Source organism: Cryobacterium sp. TMT3-29-2, from assembly GCF_004564305.1.
Taxonomy (GTDB): domain Bacteria; phylum Actinomycetota; class Actinomycetes; order Actinomycetales; family Microbacteriaceae; genus Cryobacterium; species Cryobacterium sinapicolor.
Window position 1 is genome coordinate 1 of the sequence record NZ_SOGK01000116.1, and the last position, 19,484, is coordinate 19,484.

The window sequence follows — 19,484 nt, forward strand, 5'->3', positions numbered from 1 at the left end:
GGCGCTGCCCCGCATGCGCGGCGCTGCCCCGCATGCGCGGCGCTGCCCCGCATGCGCGGCGCTGCCCCGCTGCCCCGCCCGCCGCCTCTCCCGCCGACAACCCGAACGAATTCGACGGAGATTTTGCCGGAAACGGTGCAAAACCGGTCTGAATCGTGTCTGTAGCCCAAAATCTCCGTCGAATTCGTAAGGGCGGGAGCCGGGCGGAAGCCGGGCGGAAGCCGGGCGACAGCCGGCAGCAACGCGGTGCGGGCGGGCGGAGGCATGGGTACACTCCCTCGTGCAGGGGCGCCCTGTGCGGACCGCGACGCGACGGGGGTCAGGCGATGAAGGTCAGCCAGGGAAGCCAGGGAAACCAGGCACCAACCGACCCCGCACCAACCAGCCCGCCGCCTCTTCACGCGCGCCCGCGCCACCACCGCGTGCCCGCGCTCGTTCTGGGTGCCACCCTGGTGCTGACGGCGTGCACGGCGGCGACGGATGCCTCCCCGCACGCTCGCGGGCAGGCGGCGGCCCCGTTCTCGGCCGCGGTCGCGGCCCGGCTGGAGGCCGTGCTGGCGGAGGCGACGACCCTGTCCGGTTCCACCGGCGCCATTGCCGGGGTCTGGGCTCCCTGGGCCGGCACCTGGGTCGTGTCGCCCGGCAACGTTTCCACGACGTCGCCCGGCGCGCTCACCCCGGAGATGCCATTCCGGATCGGCACCAACACCACGGCGCTGACCTGTACTGTGCTGCTCCGACTCGTCGATGAAGAGCGGGTGCGCCTCGACGATCCGGTGTCCGACTACCTGCCCCGGGTAGTGGGGTTGGACGGGATCACCCTCGCGCAGCTCTGCCGCAACACGTCCGGCCTGGCCGATCACACCGCTCTGCTGGCTCCGCGGATCGTGGCGAACCCCACCCGCCGGTGGTCGGCGCGCGAGATCATCGCGAGCGGCACGGGGGCTCCGCGGGTGGCGCTGCCCGGCGGAACCTGGTCCCCGTCGGACACCGGGGTCGTGCTGCTCGGCCTCGCCCTGCAGCAGGCAACCGGACGCGACTGGCCGTGGCTGTACCGGCACTACGTGTTCGAACCGCTGGGCATGACGAACACCGGCCTGCCGTCACCGGGCGAGCTGGCGGTCCCGGGGCCGAGTCCCCGCGGCTATGCCACGTCGCTCGATCCGGCCGGTGCCGCCCGCTGTGGCAGCGTGATCGACGTGACCGAGCTGTCACCGTCGGTGGGCGGGGTGGCCGCGGGCGCCGTCTCGAACCTCGAGGACGTGAAAATCTGGGTGCAGGCGCTGGCCTCGGGGACGCTGCTGTCGGAGGAGTCGGCGGATGCGCAGTGGGCCCCGGTCCTGCCTGGCGCCGGAGCGCCGTCGTGGCAGCAGCACGGCCTCGGGGTCGAACAATTCGGCCCGCTGCGCGGTCAGTCCGGGGAGATCCCCGGGTTCATCTCGGCGGCGATGGCCGACCCGGTCAGCGGGCTCACGGTGGTGGTCGCCTTCAACAACTCGACCGCCGGCCGCGGATTCGCCGAGGTTGTCGCCCGCCGGCTTGCCGCCGTCGCCGGCGCCGCGCCCACGGCAGGGGCTGTGCCGGCACCCCGGCCGGATCTGCCCTGGACCGAGGCGCAGGTTGCGGCGGAGATGCGGGCTGCCGCCGTCTGCGAGTCGACGCGGCTGGAGCAGCCGGCGACCGCCGGATAGGATCGCCCAATGGGAATCAGCGCAGACACCAAAGACTGGACCTGGGTGCTGGCGCGCCCCTGCCCGGAGTGCGGTTTCGCCGCCGCCGACGTGGATTTCGCGCTCATCCCGCGTCTGGTGCGCGAGAACGCGGACCGCTGGCAGCCGGTGCTGCAGCGAACGGATGTCGCGACGCGCCCAGACGACCAGACCTGGTCGGCCCTGGAGTATGCCGCCCATGTTCGCGACGTGTTCCGCAACTTCGACAAGCGTCTGGCCCTCATGCTCGTCGAGGATGACCCGGCTTTCCCGAACTGGGACCAGGACGCCACAGCAGTCAGCGAGCGGTACAACGAGCAGGAGCCGGCGGTCGTGGCCCGCGAACTCGCCGAGGCCGCGGCATCCGTCGCCGACGCCTTCGCCGCCGTGCAGCCCGCTGAGCAGAGGCGAACCGGCCGCCGCAGTGACGGTGCCCGCTTCACCGTCACCACGATGGGGCAGTACTTCGTGCACGACCCGGTGCATCATCTGCATGACGTCGCCGGCGACTGACACCCCCGGCGACTGACACCCCCGGCGCTGAGGCGCAAGGACGCAGGCACAAAGGCTCAGGCTCGGGGAGGCCTCACGCCCCAGCAGAAACAAAAAAGCACGAACGAACGGGCGCACCCCCCAATAGTGCGCCCGTTCGTTCGTGCCTGTCGTGCTTGTCGTGCTGCCGTGACTTAGGCGCGGCTGCGACGTCCCGTGAGAGCGCCGTAGATCACGAGAACGATGACGGAACCAGCGATGGCGAGAAGCCAAGTCGAGATGTCGAAGAAGTTCTCGAGTCCGGTGCCGAAGATGACCGAGCCGAGGAAACCACCGAGGAACGCGCCGAGAACGCCAAGGATCAGGGTGATGACCCAGCCGCCGCCCTGGCTGCCCGGCAGGATGGCCTTTGCGATTGCGCCGGCGATGAGTCCGAGAATGAGGAATCCGATGAAGCCCATAATTTGTCCTTGCGTCTTTCTGTTTGGTTGTGTGCTGGGGGGTGTAAGTGTTGGTGAGGGGAGGTGAAGTGCCGGACTAGTCCGGCTGTGAGCCTGAGCCTGAGCCTGAGCCTGAGCCTGAGCCTGAGCCTGAGCCTGAGCCTGCGTCTGCGTCTGCGTCTGCATCGGCGTCATTCGTCGACTGGTGCACATCCTTGACGATCACGTCCACCGCTGTGACCTGCATGCCGACGATCGTCTCGATCCCCGTCTCGACCGCGTTGCGCACCTCGCCCGCGACCTTCTGCAGTTCGTGCGGGTACTCGACGACGATGGAAATGGTCACGGATGCTGTGTCGCCTTCGGTCGTGACGCTCACCCCGGGGGAGAGGTCGGCACCGCTGAGGGCTTCCCGGATTGCTCCGAGTGCCCGCGCTGCGCTGCCACCGAGTGCGTAGACGCCCGGAACCTCGCGTGCCGCGATACCGGCGACCTTCGCGACGACGCCATCGGCAATGACGGTCTTTCCTGGTCCGGACAGAGGTTCGGACTCAAGAGTGGGGGTGCTTTGGTTAGCGATGGCGTGCTCCAATCCGTCGTGGCGCGCGATACGAGCCAGCCGACACTAGTAGGACGTGGGCCGACACGATTTCGTCACGCGATTGCATAATAAAAATTCTACGCGGCAGTCCCACGGATCGAAGCTCACGCCGAAACCTCGAACACGACGGTTGTCGTGTGGCTCTGGCCGGGTTCCAGGCGCACCTGATCCCGGCGGACGTTGGCGGTTTCCACGCAGACCATTCCGGTCCACTCGTCGTCGCCGAAGTCGCTCATCCTGGCGGCCTTGCCGATCCAGGGGTTCCACACCACGGTGCTGTCCGATTCGTCGGATTCGATCGTGACGGTGCGGCCGTCCGGGTCGGCCACGGTGGCGCTGCCTCGGCTGCCCAGATACAGTCGGTCCGTCTCGGTGGCGAAGCCGACGGGGCTGTTCTCCGCGGGCTCGGTGAGGCCGGTCAGCTGGTCCAGGAACGCGGTGCCCTGCAGCCCGGAAACCGTCGTGCCGCGCACATCGCTCACCCGCAGATAGGTGTGTAGTGCCTCTTCGTACTCGATCGCATCCGCCTCCCGGTTGGTCACCTGCAGGGCGAGGGACAGACGGGCACCCACCGTGACCGTGTAGCGGGCTTCGAAGTGGTGCGGCCAGGCCGACGCGCGCGTGGCGGGAGTGTCGGTGAGGAGGAAGGTCAGCACGACGTCGTCGTCGACTTCGTGGGCGTCCACGAGTCCCCACTCGCTCAGGCGGGCGAAACCGTGCGCCGACGCGGCCGGGTCGACCGTGTTCGCGCCGAACCAGGGGAAGCAGATCGGCACGCCGCCGCGGATCGCGGTGGCGGTCTCGAACCTGCTCGCCTTGCTCAGGAAGAGCACGGGCCGCCCGCCCGCGGGGATGAAGTCGGTGACCTGGGCGCCGTGCAGGTAGATCTCGGCGGAGCCGGCGCGGCCGGCCACCCGCACCACGGCGAGGCCGCCTGCCCCCTCTCCGATTCGAACGGATGCGGGCAGTGACGTGGGTGCAGCGCTGACGGAAGACATGAATCCATTTTCGCGCTTCCGGCGGCTGACGTGACTCCTGGAGCCGTGTCAGCCGCCTCGTGAACCGGTCAGTCCCGCAGGTACTGCTCCAGGCACGGCACCTTCAGCAGGGCGAGTGCGCGCTTCTCGATCTGGCGCACCCGTTCCCGGGTCACGCCCTGCACGACCGCGATCTGGTCCAGGGTCTGGGGCGCCCCCCCGTCGAGACCGAAGCGGGACATCAGGATGGACCGTTCGCGCGGGGGCAGGGCGCTCATATAGAAGGTGATGTCCGAAGCCCTCATGGTCAACACGGCGTGCTCCTCGGGCTGGGGCAGGTCGTCGTCGATGATCAGCTCGGAGATGTCGCCGAGACCATCGCCGACCGGGGACTGCAGGGACATCGGCTCGTTGTCGTAGCGCAGCAGCCGCATGATGTCGATCGGCAGGATCTGCGAGGCCTCCGACAGTTCCGCGATCGTGGGTTCGCGGTCGAGGGTGCTGGTGAGGTCGCGGCGGATGCGCTTGATCTTGTTGAGTTTCTCCGCGGTGTGTACGGGGATGCGGATCATGCGGGATTTGTCGGCCATGCCGCGGTGGATGGCTTGGCGGATCCACCAGGTGGCGTAGGTGGAGAATTTGTAGCCGGTCATGAAGTCGTATTTCTCGACGGCGCGGACGAGGCCGATGTTGCCGTCTTGGACGAGGTCCATGATGGGCATGCCTCGGCCGGAGTAGTGCTTGGCGATGCTGACCACCANCGCCCGGCGGCCGTCGTGGGCCAGCCAGGCCAGCTCGCGGAGAAGCGAGGGGTCAATCTCGCCCTGCTCGCTGCGCTGCTCGGCGAACAGGCCGACTTCGATGCGTCTGGCCAGGTCGACCTCGTCCTCGGCGGTGAGGAGGGAGACGGCTCCGATCTTTCTCAGGTAGTCGCCGAACGCATCCGTCGCTGCGCGGTTATAGGTGGCAACGGATGATGCATGTGCGGTAATGGTCATGGGTTCCTCCAGTTCGGGCTGGAACATTAGTACACAGCCAGGGGGAGACCGCGTCGAGGGCCTTGACTCGGGCCTGCAGAAACCGAATAATGCTCGGGAATGAATCAGCCGTGTGCGGCGACGTAGCTGATCAGGTCGTTCACCGTCGTGACAACCGTGTAATCGTGCTTTGAGGTGTCGACGCCCGTCGCCTTGTGGATCGTCTGGATCAGCCGCAGGAAGCCCAACGAGTCGAGTTCCAGATCCTGGCGCAGTCGCGCGCCCTCGTCGAGATCGTCGGTGTCGACATCCGGCGCCACCAGATGGATCGCCGCGTACACAGCTGCCCGCGCCTCCAGTTCGGTCATCGGTCGCGAATCGTCGTGGGGATGGTGGGCCAGCGTGTCGAGGCCTCGGTTCCTGCCGTCATGCAGCCCATGAAACCCCCGCGGGCGCGTGGGGCATAGGGTATCGCCATGGCCTCCTTTGAGCGGATTGTCGACGAGGGCCTGCTCATCGCGCTCTCCGCGGTGCGCATGGCCGTGAAGAACCACATCATCGTGGGTGCGCTGCGCGAGCACCGCGATTTCGCTGGGGCCGATTACACCGCGGCCACCCGCTCCGAGCTGACCCGGCAGGCGACGCACAACGAGGAAGACGCCGAACGTGTCGGCCGGCAGCGAAAAGCCGTGGGCCGGCAGCGGAGCGCGTTCGACATCACCGACGATGACCGGCTGGAGGTGCGCCAATTGGCTCTGCGACGCCGGGTGCACCTGAAGCTCGCCGGTGCACTGCGGGCCGTGGCCCGGGACGACGAGCAGGTCGCCGACCTGCTCGAGCGGGCCCGCACGGATGCCAGTGAGGAGATCGGCGCCGCGCTCGCCAACAGGCTGGTCGAACAGGTCGTCGACAGCCGGGAGCCCGATTACGCCCAGCGACGGGCGGAACGGATGCGGGCCCTGGTGAGCACCGATCTGGCGGCGCTACTGGAGAGCCGTCGGTCCAGGTCGAGGGGCTAGGCCTTCTTCACCACGCTGGACTTGAGCTGCATGGAGCCGAACCCGTCGACCTTGCAGTCGATGTCGTGGTCGCCCACACCATCCACCAGGCGGATGTTGCGTACCTTCGTGCCCACCTTGATGGCCGTGGCGCTGCCCTTGACCTTGAGATCCTTGATGATGGTCACGGTGTCACCGTCGGCGAGCACGGTGCCGAAGGCATCCGTGATGGTGCTGTTCTCGGCCGCCGGGGCCTCGTCGGCCGGTTCGTTGCTCCACTCGTGCGCGCAGATCGGGCAGACCAGGAGCGAACCCATCTCGTAGGCGTATTCGCTGGAGCATTCGGGGCACAGCGGCAGGGCGTCGGTCATTTCCCTATCGTACGTCCGCCTCAGGCGTGCATCTCGGTCTTCTGAATCTGCCACTCGAGGTCGTCCGGGGCCAGGTTGGCGTTCTTGAAGGCATCCGTCAGCGGCAGCTGAAGGCGCAGGTCGGTGCCGAGGCACAGGGCTGCGGTGCCGGAACGCAGCTTGAAGTCGAGCACGTGGCCGCCGGCCGTGCGGTCGTCGGTGACGAAGTGAGTGTGACAGCCGGGAACGCCGATGCCCTGCTCGTAGAGCGGGGTGCGGAAGCCGGCCACGACACCGGAGACGTTATGCAGTTCGATGATCGCGTCCTCGTCGGTGGCCTCCACCATGGGGCGGTAGGGCTTCTCCTGCTTGACGACCGTGCGCATCTTGATCCACTCGAAGTCGCCGTCGATGCGCAGGGCGTACATGTAGTTCTGCGATGCAGTCATCTTGTCGATGAACGTCGACGCCTCGGTGCGCACGATGTTCTGCGGCAGCGTGCTCTCGATGTGAGGGACGAAGTTCGTGACGACGGCGTAAGGCGTGTACGCGCCCAGGTCGGCCTTCGATACTCCGCCGTCGGCCCGCAGCTGATAGCAGGTGCCGTCGATGATCAGCATTTCGCCGTCGAGTCCGTTGAACGTACCGATGCCGAAGCTGCCGCGGCTGAGCAGGTCGGCTACGGTCATCTCGTCTTCATAGACGCCGTCGAGCAGCGCGCTCATCAGGCTCGTCTGGAAGATTTCGTGTCGGGTGACAGTGGATTTGCTCATTGCAATACATCGCTTTCCAGATCGGCCATCAGGTCATCTCTATTGTTGCGGTAGTCGACGTGCACGTCGATGATGCTTGGGCCCGGCTCGGCCAGGGCTTGCGCAAGGATGCCCGCGAAGTCGTCGAGGTGCGTGACCCGGTGGCCGTGGGCGCCGAATGATTCGGCGTAGGCGACGGCGTCGTAGTCGCCCAGCTGAACGCCGGAGGTGCGCCCGTACTTGCCCATCTGCTGGAAGGCCACCATGTCGTAGGTGCCGTCGTTGAAGATGATGTGCGTGAACGTGGAGCCGAGCCGCACGGCCGTCTCCAGCTCCATTGCGGAGTAGAGGAAACCGCCGTCGCCCGACACGGACACGACCGGGGTGCCCGGACGCACCAGCGTCGCGGCGATCGCCCAGGGCAGCGCCACGCCCAGTGTCTGCTGACCGTTCGAGAACAGCAGGGTGCGCGGGTGGTAGGTGCGGAAGTGCCGGGCCATGTAGATGGAGTGGGAGCCGACGTCGCAGAGCACCGTCGTGTCATCCGGGAGCAGCTCGCGCATCATCAGGGTGAGGTCGGCCGGGTGCACGCCCTCGGACTCGTCCCGGCGACCGGTGGGCTGGTCGGCGTGCGCGAGGCGGGCGCGCTGCTCGGCGACCTCGGTCGCGGCGGCGGCCGGCATGGTCAGACCTTCGATCTGGCGGGCGAGGGCGTCGAGGGTCTCGGCGACGTCGCCGCGCAGTTCGATGGTGGGGCGGTAGTAGTCGTCGAGGTCGGCGGAGAGCTCGTCGAGGTGGATGATCACACGCAGGTGATCCTTGTTCCATTTCGACGGCTCGTACTCGACGAAGTCGTAGCCGACGGTCAGGATCACGTCGGCCTTGTGCAGAAGGATGTCCCCGGGCTGGTTGCGGAACAGGCCCACGCGTCCGAGGTAGTGCTCTTCGAGCTCGTGCGAGATGACTCCCGCGGCCTGGAACGTCTCGACGACGGGCAGCCCGGCCACGCCCAGCAGGCGGTGCAGCGCCTCGACGGCCCGGTCCGAACCGGAACGGGCACCGGCGAGGATGACCGGGAACTTCGCATCCTTCAACAGGGTGGCAGCGCGCTGCACGCTCTCGGTGGGTGCGGCGCCGAGCTGCGGCACCCAGTGCGGATGTTTCATCGACACGGTCGTCGAGTCGGTGAGCACGTCGTAGGGGAGCACGACAGCGGCGGCGCCCTTGGGCTCCTGGGTTGCCTCGCGGAACGCATTCGCGATGGCCTCCGGCACGTTGTCGGCGACACTGACCTCTCCGGCGGACTTGGTCACGGCGGACAGCATGCCCACGGCATCCATGGTCTGGTGCGTGCGCTTCAATCGGTCTGCACGCGGGACCGCGCCGCACAGGGCGACCACCGGGTCACCCTCGGTCGTCGCCGTCAGGAGGCCCGTCGCGAGGTTGGAGGTGCCCGGACCGCTCGTCACCAGGACGACGCCGGGCTCGCCGCTCAGTCGCCCGACGGCTGCGGCCATGAACGCCGCATTCTGTTCGTGGCGCACCACGATCACCTCGGGCCCGTCGTCGACGAGAGCGTCGTAGACGGGGTCGATCTTGGCGCCGGGAACGCCGAAGACCCACTGCACGCCGTAGGCCTTCAGGCACTCGACCACGCGTTGGGCGGAGCGAGTGGACGACGCGGGGGTGCCGGCGTCCTGGCGTGCAAGCGTGACCTCGGACGTGTTGTCGTCGCTCTGAACAGATGAAGTGGTGGTCATTCGGATGCCTCCCGGCTCGCCGTGCTGAATCGGCCTCCCCTCAATCCTCGTTGCTCGTTCAATAAGAAACAACGCCGAGTGGCGATGCAAACGATCTGCCAATGAGATGCTTAGGCCCATGGACCTGAGACATCTCGAATTCTTCAGTGCCGTCGCCGGCGAGCTGAGCTTTACCCGCGCCGCGGACCGGCTCACCATCGCCCAATCCGCCGTCTCGGCCGGTATCCGCTCGCTCGAAAGCGAACTGGGTGTCGAACTGTTCGATCGCAGCCGCCGCCAGATCAGGCTCACTACGACTGGCGAAGTGCTGCTGCCGAGGGTGCGCGACGCCCTCGACGCCGTGAACGAGGTGCGCGATGCCGCCCAGGAGACCACCCGCGCCATCACCGGGTCCATCGTGATCGGGCTGATGACCTCGGTCACGCTCGTGAATGTGCCCCGGCTGCTCGGTCTCTTCCGCGCCGGCCACCCGGGCGTCGGCGTGCGGCTGCGCGCGGCCCGGCGGGGGTCGGCCGGGCTGGTGGACGAGCTTGTCTCGGGCGAACTCGACCTGGCCTTCCTCGCGCTCAGCGGGCCGGCGCCGACCGCGCTCCTAGCCGTGCCGATCGCTTCGTCGCCGATGGTGCTGGTGGTGCCGAAGGGTCACCGCCTCGCCCAGGCGCAGGCCGTGGAACTAGGAGACCTGGTGCCGGAGGAGTTCATCGATCTGCCGCCCGGCTACGCCAGCCGCCGGATCGTGGACGATGCCTTCACCGCCGCGGGCCTCGAGCGGCGGGTCATGATCGAGGTCTCCGACATCGGAACGGCCGCCGAATACGTGTCCAATGGACTCGGCGTGGCCCTGCTGCCCGAATTCACGGCCCAGGATGCTCTGGGCGTGCACCGGCTGCCCGTGGCGAACCTGCCCAACTTCACCGTTTACCTGGCGGCATCGCGCAAGCGGCGTGCGTCGGCCGCGGTGCGCGCGTTCGTCGAGCTCGCGCTCGCCGCCGATGAGGCGCAGGGCAGTCCTGCCGCGCACCCAAGTTCACTCCGACCTCGGGAACGCCCGGGCTCACGCTACTAGCGATCGAGCCCCGCCATGCGTTCCAGTGCGGCCCGCATGATCATCTGGGCCGGGTCGCCGATCACGTGATTGTTCAGGTAGAGGCTCTCCGCCCACGACAGGACCTCTGCTTTGGTGAGCCCGACGGCAGCCCAGTCCACGCCCGCCTCCGCGCGCGCTTTCGGCTCCCCGGTCTTCGGGTGCAGCCACACCCGGGCGATCGGGATGTCCGGATCCTCGTGTTCGGGGTTCCACAGGAGCGCGATCGGGTGATCGGGCCCGTCGAGATGCTCGTCGGCGATGTGACCGGAGCCGAGCCAAGGGAGCATCAGCTGCTCGCCTTCCAGCTCCACGTCGAGGATTTCGAGCGGGACCGGCCCGTAGTCGCGGGAGTACACCGGCAGCCCCACATGATGCCATTCGGCGGCCTCGTCCGCGTCTTCCAGCAGATCCGGGAGGCGCGGGGCGACGTGCAACACGAAGCCGGTCGCCCAGTCGACGAGGGCCTGGGTGTCGGCGGCCGGCCACGGGCTGTCGTCGCTCGAGGAGCCGTCGGCGTGGTGGAAGTGGTACTCGACGCCCTCTTCCAGGATATCCAGGTGGAACTCTCCGTCGTCGAAGCCGAGGAATATGCCGGCGACCTGCTCCTCGTCATCCCAATCGGCGTCGAACTCCGGGTGCCGGAAGCGTGGCGGCAGCGGGGGGATGTCCAGGGGCAACACGCCGAGGTCGAGAACAACCCGCAGCACGGAGTTGGGCATACGCAGTGTCGGGTCGGTCATGGTTCCGACGATACCGGAGGCCGCCGACGCGGCACATCATTCGGCCAGGGAGGTAAGGGAGAGCGGATGACGGGAATCGAACCCGCGCTATCAGCTTGGGAAGCTGAAGTTCTACCATTGAACTACATCCGCATGTCCGTCGAGCGGGCAAGCCCGCACCGGAAGTGCCAGCATATCAAGTCCGCGCCGTTAGGCTGGACCCGTGCTGCTCTCGGATCACGATATCAAGGCTGAAATCAACGCGGAACGAATTCGTCTGGAGCCGTACCAGGCCGACATGATCCAGCCGTCCAGCATTGACGTGCGACTCGACGGCTTCTTCCGCCTTTTCGACAACCACAAGTACCCCTATATTGATCCGGCTGAAGACCAGCCCGATCTCACCCGGTTGATCGAGACCGCCGCGGGCGAACCGTTCATCCTGCACCCCGGCGAGTTCGTGCTCGGGTCCACCTATGAAAAGGTCACCCTGCCCGACGACGTCGCCGCGCGCCTGGAGGGCAAGAGCTCGCTCGGCCGGCTCGGCCTGCTCACGCACTCGACCGCCGGGTTCATCGACCCCGGCTTCACCGGCCACGTGACGCTCGAGCTGAGCAACGTCGCCACCCTGCCGATCAAGCTGTGGCCCGGCATGAAGATCGGGCAGCTTTGCTTCTTCCGGTTGAGCTCGCCGGCCGAGCGCCCCTACGGCTCGAGCGAATACAGCTCCCGCTACCAGGGCCAGCGCGGGCCGACCGCGTCGAGGTCGTTCCAGAACTTCCACTGCACGGATGTGCGGGGAGCGCCTGAGGTCTCCTAGTCGAGTGCGCCCCGCCGTGAGCGTTGAACGAATACGACGGACATTTTACGCAAAACGGTCCTAAAACCCCGAAGAGAGCGCTTCCAGGCGAGAATCTCCGTCGAATTGGTTCGACGACGGGCTCGACTACCGCGGGCGGGCGGTCTCCACGGGCGCGACCACCGGGCCCGAGTAACCCGGTTCACACGGATGCAACACGCGCCCGGTAAAATCGGGCCATGACCACATCCGTGCCCAGCCTTGCCGAGGCGCTCGTCGCGCCGGGACCGACGCCCGAGTACCCGGGACGGATGCGCCGGTTCGGCCAGCTGGTCGGCGCCTGGGCGGCCACGGGGTCCCGCCTCGACGAGGCGTCCGGCGAATGGACCGGGCGTGAATTCACCTGGATCGTCGACTTCGTACTCGACGGGCGCGCGGTGCAAGACATCGAGGTCATCCCGAGCGAGTCGCACCCGTCAGGATTCGAGACCGTCGCCACGGCCCTGCGGGTCTACGACCCCTACGCCGGCGTGTGGCGGGTCAGCTACTTCGCCCCCGCATCCGGCGAATACTGCCACCTCGTCGCGACCCCGCACCGCAACGCGATGCGCCAGGACGGCACGGGCACCGACGGGCGTCCGATCCGCTGGAACTTCGCGTCGATCACGCCCGACGCCTACGCCTGGGAGGGCTGGGTCTCCAATGACGAGGGTTCCACCTGGGTGCTGGTCGAGCACAACGAGGCCACCCGCATCCGTTAGCCGATCTGGTCCTGATGCGCCTTCACCGGCAGCAGCAGGAGCAGTCCCACGAGCAGAACCAGCATGAGCCCGAGGATTCCCCAGTAGGTTTCGCCGAAGATCGTCACCATCAGGGCGAACATGGTCGGCGCCAGGAAGCTCACCGCGCGTCCCGTCGTGGCGTAGAGGCCGAAGACCTCGCCCTCCCGGCCGGCCGGGATCAGGCGTGCCAGGAAGGTGCGGCTGGCCGACTGGGCTGGCCCGACGAACAGCGTCAGGGCGAGGCCGGCGGTCCAGAACACGATCGGGCCGCCGTCGTGCAGCAGGAACACGACGCTGCCGAACACGATCAGGCCGATCAGGGCGGTCACGATGATCGGCTTCGCGCCGAGCCGGTCGTCGAGCGCGCCGGAAATGATGGTGGCCACGCCCGCGACGACGTTCGCGGCGATCGCGAAGATGATCACCTCGCCGGGCGAGAATCCGAAGACGGATGCCGCGAGCACACCGCCGAAGGTGAACACCCCGGCCAGGCCGTCACGGAAGATCGCGCTCGCGATCAGGAAGTACACCGTCTGGCGGCTGGTCTTCCAGAGCCGGGCAATGTCCTGCCCGAGCACGATGTAGGAGCGGAGAAAGCTCACCCGGGGCCGGCGCGCGGCGGCGGGGGAACGGTATTCGGGAACCGAGAACAGCACCGGCAGGGCGAACAGTCCGAACCAGGCAGCCGCGATCAGCATCGTGACCCGCACCGCGAGTCCGTTCTCGCCGGTCACCCCGAACAGGCCCACGTCGGGGCTGATGAAGCCGAAGTACACGATGAGCAGCAGCACGATGCCGCCGATATAGCCCATACCCCAGCCGAAACCGCTGACCTTGCCGATGGTGCGCGCGGTCGAGACCTGCGACAGCATCGCGTTGTAGTTGACGCTGGCGAACTCGAAGAAGACGTTTCCGGCGGCCACCAGAACAAGGCCGAGCAGCAAGAAGCCAGGCGACGCCTCGACGAAGAACATCGCCGCGGTGAGACCCACCACGATGAACGTGTTGACCCCCAGCCACAGCTTGCGCCGCCCGGAGGTGTCCGAGCGCTGCCCGGTGATCGGCGCCAGCACGGCCACCAACAAGCCGGCGATGGCGAGAGCCCAGCCGAGCTGGGCTGAAATGACGTCTTTGTCGCCGAAGGAGCTGCCCGTGATGTAAACGGTGAAGACGAAGGTGGTGACCACCGCATTGAACGCGGCGGAGCCCCAGTCCCAGAAGCTCCAGGCCACTACGCGGCGTCTGCTCGACTTGTCTGGCTGCACCTGGGCATCCGTGCTGCCCTGCTCCGCGATCCCGGTCATGCGCTGAGGCTAGTGGATGGGGGTAGCCGAAAACCATCGATCCCGCGAAATCTCAAAGTTGAGTCGTTCACGCTCAACTCTCAGGTGCGTGGCTTGACTCCAATTTGAGACACTGGCACACTTGAGCCAGCAACACTCAACTCTGAGAAATCGAGTTGAGAACATACTTTGAAGGAGAACGCACACATGGCCCGTGCAGTAGGCATCGACCTCGGAACCACCAACTCTGTGGTGGCCGTCCTCGAAGGTGGAGAACCCACCGTCATCGCAAACGCCGAAGGCTTCCGGACCACACCGTCCGTCGTCGCTTTCACCAAGGACGGCGAGGTGCTGGTCGGCGAGACCGCCAAGCGCCAGGCCGTCACCAACGTCGACCGCACCATCGCGTCGGTCAAGCGCCACATGGGCACTGACTGGAACGTCGCCATCGACGACAAGAAGTTCACGCCGCAGGAAGTCTCGGCCCGCATTCTGGCCAAGCTCAAGCGCGACGCCGAGGCGTACCTGGGCGACAAGGTGACGGATGCCGTCATCACCGTTCCCGCGTACTTCAACGACGCCGAGCGCCAGGCCACCAAGGAGGCCGGCGAGATCTCCGGACTCAACGTGCTGCGCATCATCAACGAGCCCACCGCGGCCGCCCTGGCCTACGGCCTCGACCGCGGCAAGGAAGACGAGCTCATCCTGGTCTTCGACCTCGGCGGCGGAACCTTCGACGTCTCCCTCCTCGAGGTAGGCAAGGACGACGACTTCTCCACCATCCAGGTGCGGTCGACCGCCGGTGACAACCGCCTCGGCGGCGACGACTGGGACCAGCGCATCGTCGATCACTTGATCAAGAAGTTCAAGGAAACCACCGGCGTCGACGTCTCCAAGGACAAGATCGCCAAGCAGCGCCTCAAGGAAGCCGCCGAGCAGGCCAAGAAGGAACTCTCGAGCAGCATGTCGACGAGCATCCAGCTGCCGTACCTCTCCCTGACCGAGAACGGCCCGGCCAACCTCGACGAGACGCTCACGCGCGCCCAGTTCGAGAAGATGACCGAAGACCTGCTCGACCGCACGAAGAAGCCGTTCCAGGACGTCATCCGTGAAGCCGGAGTCAAGGTCGAAGACATCGCCCACGTCGTTCTCGTCGGTGGTTCCACCCGCATGCCCGCCGTGTACGAACTCGTCAAGGCTGAGACCGGTGGCAAGGACCCGAACAAGGGCGTCAACCCGGACGAGGTCGTCGCCGTCGGCGCCGCACTGCAGGCCGGCGTGCTGAAGGGCGAGCGCAAGGACGTTTTGCTCATCGACGTCACCCCGCTGAGCCTCGGCATTGAGACCAAGGGCGGCATCATGACCCGCCTCATCGAGCGCAACACGGCCATCCCGACCAAGCGCAGCGAGACCTTCACCACGGCCGACGACAACCAGCCGTCCGTCGCGATCCAGGTCTTCCAGGGCGAGCGCGAGTTCACCCGCGACAACAAGAACCTCGGCACGTTCGAGCTGACCGGCATCGCGCCGGCCCCGCGCGGCATCCCGCAGGTCGAGGTCACCTTCGACCTCGACGCCAATGGCATCGTGCACGTGTCCGCCAAGGACAAGGGCACCGGCAAGGAGCAGTCGATGACCATCACGGGCGGATCCTCGCTCGCGAAGGAAGACATCGAGCGCATGGTGCGCGAAGGTGAAGAGCACGCCGCCGAGGACAAGCGTCGCCGCGAGGCCGCCGAGACCCGCAACACGGCCGAACAGCTCGCATACTCGATCGAGAAGCTGATCAAGGAGAACGACGAGAAGCTGCCCGAGGACGTCAAGTCCGAGGTTCAGGCCGACGTCGACGCCCTCAAGGCCGCTCTCGTCGGCGACGACGACGCAGCCGTGAAGACGGCCTTCGACAAGCTCAACGAGAGCCAGGGCAAGCTCGGCGAGGCCATCTACAAGACCAGCCAGGCGGATGCCGCGGCCGGCGCCCCGTCCGACTCCGAGCCCGCCGCCGACGCAGCCGGCTCCGACGAAGACGTGGTTGACGCCGAGGTCGTCGACGACGAAGACGAGGCCAAGAAGTAATGGCAGACGACACCAAGCGTCCTGAGGACGAGCCGTTTGAAGAGGGGGCATCCGCTGAGGGTGCCCCCGGGGCCGCCGCGGACGCAGAAGCCGTCAGCGGTGAGGACACCGAGGAGGCCTCCGCCGAGGGGATCGAAGAAGACGAGCTGACGGTCCAGGACATTCTGGACGCCGCCGCGCGCGAAGTCGACGAGCCCACGAGCGAGCACCTCGCCGACCTCAAGCGGGTCACCGCGGAGTACGCCAACTACCGTCGGCGCACCGAAGCGAACCGAGAGGTCGAGCGCGAGCGCGTCACGGTGGATGTCGTCAAGGGCCTGATCCCCGTGCTCGATGACCTCGACCGCGCCGAGAAGCACGGCGACCTGGTGGATGACTCGGCGTTCAGCACGATCGCCGCGAAGCTGCGGGCGAGCGTCGAGCGCCTGGGCGTGAGGTCCTTCGGCACGGTCGGCGAGCCGTTCGATCCGACCGTCCACGAGGCGATCTTCCAGCTGCCCACCGCCGGCATCGAATCGGAGACCGTCGGTGACGTGATCGAGACCGGCTACTTCCTCGGCTCATCGCTCCTGCGCGTGGCCAAGGTCGTCGTGCAGGTACCGAGCGATGGCTAGCCAGGACTGGTTCGATAAGGACTTCTACAAGGTCCTGGGTGTGTCGAAGGACGTCACCCCGGCCGAGTTGAAGAAGGCCTATCGCAAACTCGCCCGCAAATTCCACCCGGACTCCAACCCGGGCAACCCTGCGGCCGAGGCGAAGTTCAAGGAAATCAGCGAGGCACACTCGGTGATCGGCGACCCTGCGCAACGTAAGGAATACGACGCCGTGCGCGCGATGGGCGGCGGAGCCCGCTTCACCGCCCCGCGCCCCGGTGGCGGCCAGGCCGGAGGCTTCGACGATGTCTTCGGCGGCATGTTCGGTGGGGGAGCGCGGCAGCAACAGCCCGGCTACTCCTACGAGCAGGGCGGTTTCGACGACCTTCTCGGCGGCATGTTCGGTCGCGGTCAGGGTGGCGGCGGCTTCGGCACGTCGAGCGGCGGATTCCGCGGCTACGGCGGACCGACCCGCGGCCGCGACGTGATCGCGTCCACCACGGTCGACTTCATCACGGCCACACACGGTGACCAGATCACCCTGCAGACGCAAGACGGCCGTGCCATCAAAGTCAAGATCCCGGCCGGGGTGGCTGACGGGCAGAAGATCAAACTGCGCGGCCAGGGGCAGCACAGCCCCGACGGCGGCGAGTCTGGCGACATCGTGCTCACGGTGAACGTACGCAAGCATCCGGTCTTCGAACGTGACGGCCTGAACCTGCGGGTCTCCGTGCCGGTCACGTTCGTCGAGGCCGCGCTCGGCGCCACCATCGAAGTGCCGACGCTGGGTGAAGCTCCGGTCAAACTGCGCATCGCCCCGGGCACTCCGAGCGGACGCGTGCTGCGCGTCAAGGGGCGGGGCGTCGTGACACCCAAGGGCACCGGCGATCTGCTGGCGGAGGTGCAGGTTGCCGTTCCGTCACATCTGTCGAAGGACGCCGAGGAGAAACTCGCGGCCTTCGCGGAAGCGCTGCCGAAGGAGAATCCGCGCGACGAGCTCCTTGCGAAGGCGAGAGACTGACGGTGGATGAGAACACCCGGGTTTTCGTGATCTCGATGGCCGCCGAGCTTGCGGGCATGCACCCGCAAACACTGCGCCAATACGATCGCCTGGGGCTGGTGAGTCCCGACCGCACCCCCGGTCGGTCTCGCCGATACTCGATGCGGGATGTGGCTAAGCTTCGCGAGATTGCGGAACTCGGTGCTGCGGGCGTGAGCCTGGAGGGCATCCGTCGCATCATCGAGCTCGAGGACCACGTGCGCACGCTCGAATCGCGACTGCGCGAATTGGAGTCTGCGCTGGCCGATGAACTGCTCAACCGTCCGGGTCGGCGCGTCTTCGCCGCCGGCTCGGCCGGTGAGGTCATCTCGATGCGGGCCGGAACGCGCACGCGCCGGTCCAACCAGATCGTGATCTGGCGCCCCCTGGGTTCCCGCTCGACCAATGAAGACAAGTAGCCGCACTCGCGGGCTAGCCTGAGGGAATGTCTGATTTTTCCTTTGACCGCCTGAGGCGTTTTCCCGATGTGGAAGCGGACAACCTCTTCGCCGTGGATGCGAGCGACCGGCTGATCCTCGACGAGGCGGCAGGTGTGCTGGCCGGGGCCGGGGCCGGCGAGGTCGTGGTGATCGAGGACCGGTATGGGGCACTCACCCTGGGCGCGGCCGCGCTGGCCGGCGCGCGAGGCATCCGGGTGCACCAGGATGCGCTCTCCGGGGAGATGGCGCTCTCGCTCAACGCGGCTGACGCCGGACTTGCCGAAACCTACCGCTCCCTTGACCTGGGCGAAGAGCTGCTGGCGAACGCGCGGGTGGTACTGATGCAACTGCCGCGCAGCCTGGCGGCACTCGATGAGTACGCGGACGCCATCCGTCGTTTCGCGGCACCGGATGTACTCGTGATCGCCGGTGGGCGGATCAAGCACATGACGCCGGCCATGAACGAGGTGCTGCGCCGGCATTTCGGTGAGCTTCGGGTCTCACCGGCCCGGCAGAAGTCGCGGATTCTCAGGGCCCAGGCGCCGATCTCCACCGAGACGCAGGCTGCGGTATCCACCTGGCCAATTTCGGTGACGTACGCCGATCTCGGGCTGACCGTCTGCGCTCACGGGGCCGCGTTTGCCGGCGCGACCATCGATATCGGGACGCGCTACCTGCTCGAGTTCGTCGATCGTATGACGACGGATGCCCGGAGCGCCATCGACCTCGGCTGCGGTACCGGGGTGCTCGCCGCCGCCCTCGCCCGGAGGCGTCCCGCCCTGCGGGTGATCGCCACGGACCAATCGGCTGCGGCCGTCGCCTCCGCGCAGGGCACCATGGTGGCCAATGCGATCGCGGACCGGGTCACGGTTGTCCGGGATGACGCGCTCCAGAGTCAGGAGGCTGCATCGGCGGATCTGATTGTGCTGAACCCGCCCTTTCACATCGGCTCCTCGGTGCATGCCGGCATCGCGCTGAAGCTCTTCGAGGATGCCGGGCGGGTGTTGCAGCCCAGCGGTGAGCTCTGGACGGTGTGGAACACCCACCTCGGGTATAGGCCGGCATTGACCCGACTGGTTGGGCCCACTCACCAGGTAGGGCGGAATGCCAAGTTCACCGTCACGGTGTCGACCGGCCGCTAAGGCGTGATGGCGACCGTCATGGCTGCCGATCGTCGTCGTGCGGCGGCTCTCCATGGGGGCGCGCAGCCGACACGCCCGGGATGCTGAGGGGAGTTGCGCGCCCTCAGCATTCACCGTAATGTCATCTAAGTCACCCCACAGGTTCGGAAAGCCGCAGAGCTTACCGGCCTCAAGTGGGACGAAGGTTTTAGTTTCTGTTCTCATGTCTACCCGCTGAGGGAGCATTTGAAGAGAAGCCAAGATGGTAACTCTCTCCGACTGGTCCTCCGGTCGAGTGTGTGGATTCCTTTGAATGTGCTTCGGCGCACTCGAAATGTGCTGCTCACCTCGACTTGACAGGAATTGGCCGGGCAGCTAACTTATACAAGTTGCCTCGAAGCGACAGCCTAATTTGGGCCTGAAGTCGAGTGCGTCCGATCCTTGAGAACTCAACAGCGTGCACAATGTCAAATGCCAAAAACCTCGGCC

The 19,484-nt window shown here is 66.9% G+C and carries 21 protein-coding genes and 1 tRNA gene; 11 read left to right on the forward strand and 11 right to left on the reverse strand.

From position 1 onward, the window contains the following. Nucleotides 1-422: 422 nt before the first annotated feature. On the forward strand, nucleotides 423-1,691 hold the full coding sequence (locus E3O67_RS13280) for a serine hydrolase (protein ID WP_167726642.1): 1,269 nt from the start codon (nucleotides 423-425) through the stop codon (nucleotides 1,689-1,691). Between the two features lie 9 nt (nucleotides 1,692-1,700). Continuing rightward, nucleotides 1,701-2,222 (forward strand): DinB family protein, encoded by a 522-nt coding sequence (locus tag E3O67_RS13285; protein ID WP_134428005.1) that lies wholly within the window; start codon nucleotides 1,701-1,703, stop codon nucleotides 2,220-2,222. 173 nt (nucleotides 2,223-2,395) lie between these two features. Here the strand turns inward: E3O67_RS13285 and E3O67_RS13290 are convergent, their stop codons facing one another. From E3O67_RS13290 to E3O67_RS13310, 5 genes are all read right to left on the reverse strand, one after another. Continuing rightward, the gene (locus tag E3O67_RS13290) at nucleotides 2,396-2,662 is read right to left on the reverse strand and encodes a GlsB/YeaQ/YmgE family stress response membrane protein (RefSeq protein ID WP_134428007.1); all 267 of its coding nucleotides are present in this window, start codon (nucleotides 2,660-2,662) and stop codon (nucleotides 2,396-2,398) included. A gap of 76 nt (nucleotides 2,663-2,738) precedes the next feature. Continuing rightward, nucleotides 2,739-3,233, reverse strand: coding sequence for an Asp23/Gls24 family envelope stress response protein (locus tag E3O67_RS13295; RefSeq protein ID WP_241982184.1), 495 nt, complete (start codon nucleotides 3,231-3,233; stop codon nucleotides 2,739-2,741). Nucleotides 3,234-3,346: 113 nt separating this feature from the next. Further along, on the reverse strand, nucleotides 3,347-4,240 hold the full coding sequence (locus tag E3O67_RS13300) for a D-hexose-6-phosphate mutarotase (protein WP_134428009.1): 894 nt from the start codon (nucleotides 4,238-4,240) through the stop codon (nucleotides 3,347-3,349). A 68-nt stretch (nucleotides 4,241-4,308) separates the two neighbouring features. Continuing rightward, a complete protein-coding gene (locus E3O67_RS13305; protein ID WP_135102915.1) occupies nucleotides 4,309-5,217 on the reverse strand; it encodes an RNA polymerase sigma factor RpoD/SigA in 909 nt (302 codons plus the stop codon). A 104-nt stretch (nucleotides 5,218-5,321) separates the two neighbouring features. Beyond that, on the reverse strand, nucleotides 5,322-5,564 hold the full coding sequence (locus tag E3O67_RS13310; RefSeq protein WP_134428013.1) for an acyl carrier protein: 243 nt from the start codon (nucleotides 5,562-5,564) through the stop codon (nucleotides 5,322-5,324). A gap of 108 nt (nucleotides 5,565-5,672) precedes the next feature. Here E3O67_RS13310 and E3O67_RS13315 point away from each other — a divergent pair, with 108 nt between their 5' ends. Then, the gene (locus E3O67_RS13315; RefSeq protein ID WP_134428015.1) at nucleotides 5,673-6,215 is read left to right on the forward strand and encodes a hypothetical protein; all 543 of its coding nucleotides are present in this window, start codon (nucleotides 5,673-5,675) and stop codon (nucleotides 6,213-6,215) included. On the opposite strand, the gene E3O67_RS13320 is transcribed toward E3O67_RS13315, so the two are convergent. Genes E3O67_RS13320 through alsS form a run of 3 tightly spaced genes read right to left on the reverse strand, consistent with a single transcriptional unit; the run spans nucleotide 6,212 to nucleotide 9,056 of the window. After that, a complete protein-coding gene (locus tag E3O67_RS13320; protein ID WP_134428017.1) occupies nucleotides 6,212-6,565 on the reverse strand; it encodes a zinc ribbon domain-containing protein YjdM in 354 nt (117 codons plus the stop codon). The genes E3O67_RS13315 and E3O67_RS13320 overlap by 4 nt on opposite strands. A gap of 20 nt (nucleotides 6,566-6,585) precedes the next feature. Continuing rightward, nucleotides 6,586-7,317, reverse strand: a complete 732-nt coding sequence (gene budA / locus E3O67_RS13325; protein ID WP_134428019.1) for an acetolactate decarboxylase — start codon at nucleotides 7,315-7,317, stop codon at nucleotides 6,586-6,588. Further along, nucleotides 7,314-9,056, reverse strand: coding sequence for an acetolactate synthase AlsS (gene alsS / locus E3O67_RS13330; protein WP_135102916.1), 1,743 nt, complete (start codon nucleotides 9,054-9,056; stop codon nucleotides 7,314-7,316). Before alsS ends, budA begins: the two co-directional genes overlap by 4 nt. A gap of 118 nt (nucleotides 9,057-9,174) precedes the next feature. Between alsS and E3O67_RS13335 the strand changes: the two genes are divergently transcribed. Further along, on the forward strand, nucleotides 9,175-10,122 hold the full coding sequence (locus tag E3O67_RS13335) for a LysR family transcriptional regulator (protein ID WP_241979143.1): 948 nt from the start codon (nucleotides 9,175-9,177) through the stop codon (nucleotides 10,120-10,122). Here the strand turns inward: E3O67_RS13335 and E3O67_RS13340 are convergent. Next, nucleotides 10,119-10,883, reverse strand: a complete 765-nt coding sequence (locus E3O67_RS13340; RefSeq protein WP_134428023.1) for a hypothetical protein — start codon at nucleotides 10,881-10,883, stop codon at nucleotides 10,119-10,121. The genes E3O67_RS13335 and E3O67_RS13340 overlap by 4 nt on opposite strands. A 61-nt stretch (nucleotides 10,884-10,944) precedes the next feature. Next, nucleotides 10,945-11,015, reverse strand: a tRNA-Gly gene (locus E3O67_RS13345). 70 nt (nucleotides 11,016-11,085) lie between these two features. Between E3O67_RS13345 and dcd the strand changes: the two genes are divergently transcribed. Both dcd and E3O67_RS13355 read left to right on the forward strand, forming a co-directional pair. Then, a complete protein-coding gene (gene dcd / locus E3O67_RS13350; RefSeq protein ID WP_135102917.1) occupies nucleotides 11,086-11,682 on the forward strand; it encodes a dCTP deaminase in 597 nt (198 codons plus the stop codon). 218 nt (nucleotides 11,683-11,900) lie between these two features. Further along, on the forward strand, nucleotides 11,901-12,422 hold the full coding sequence (locus tag E3O67_RS13355) for a hypothetical protein (protein ID WP_135102918.1): 522 nt from the start codon (nucleotides 11,901-11,903) through the stop codon (nucleotides 12,420-12,422). Here the strand turns inward: E3O67_RS13355 and E3O67_RS13360 are convergent. Next, nucleotides 12,419-13,747, reverse strand: coding sequence for an MFS transporter (locus tag E3O67_RS13360; protein WP_135102919.1), 1,329 nt, complete (start codon nucleotides 13,745-13,747; stop codon nucleotides 12,419-12,421). The two genes, E3O67_RS13355 and E3O67_RS13360, sit on opposite strands and share 4 nt — an antisense overlap. A 186-nt stretch (nucleotides 13,748-13,933) precedes the next feature. Here E3O67_RS13360 and dnaK point away from each other — a divergent pair, with 186 nt between their 5' ends. The 5 genes from dnaK to E3O67_RS13385 are packed head-to-tail and all read left to right on the forward strand — an operon-like array spanning nucleotide 13,934 to nucleotide 19,016. Further along, nucleotides 13,934-15,802 (forward strand): molecular chaperone DnaK, encoded by a 1,869-nt coding sequence (gene dnaK, locus E3O67_RS13365; RefSeq protein ID WP_134428031.1) that lies wholly within the window; start codon nucleotides 13,934-13,936, stop codon nucleotides 15,800-15,802. Next, nucleotides 15,802-16,416 carry a nucleotide exchange factor GrpE gene (locus E3O67_RS13370; RefSeq protein ID WP_134428033.1) on the forward strand — a complete coding sequence of 205 codons (615 nt, stop codon included), beginning with the start codon at nucleotides 15,802-15,804 and terminating at the stop codon, nucleotides 16,414-16,416. The genes dnaK and E3O67_RS13370 overlap by 1 nt, the downstream gene beginning before the upstream one ends. Beyond that, entirely contained in the window at nucleotides 16,409-17,416 is a 1,008-nt protein-coding gene (locus tag E3O67_RS13375; RefSeq protein ID WP_135102920.1) for a DnaJ C-terminal domain-containing protein, read from the forward strand. Before E3O67_RS13370 ends, E3O67_RS13375 begins: the two co-directional genes overlap by 8 nt. A 2-nt stretch (nucleotides 17,417-17,418) precedes the next feature. Beyond that, nucleotides 17,419-17,853: a heat shock protein transcriptional repressor HspR gene (locus E3O67_RS13380; protein ID WP_134428037.1), complete on the forward strand. Its 435-nt coding sequence runs from the start codon at nucleotides 17,419-17,421 to the stop codon at nucleotides 17,851-17,853. A gap of 26 nt (nucleotides 17,854-17,879) precedes the next feature. Beyond that, entirely contained in the window at nucleotides 17,880-19,016 is a 1,137-nt protein-coding gene (locus E3O67_RS13385) for a class I SAM-dependent methyltransferase (RefSeq protein ID WP_135102921.1), read from the forward strand. Nucleotides 19,017-19,484: the final 468 nt, after the last annotated feature.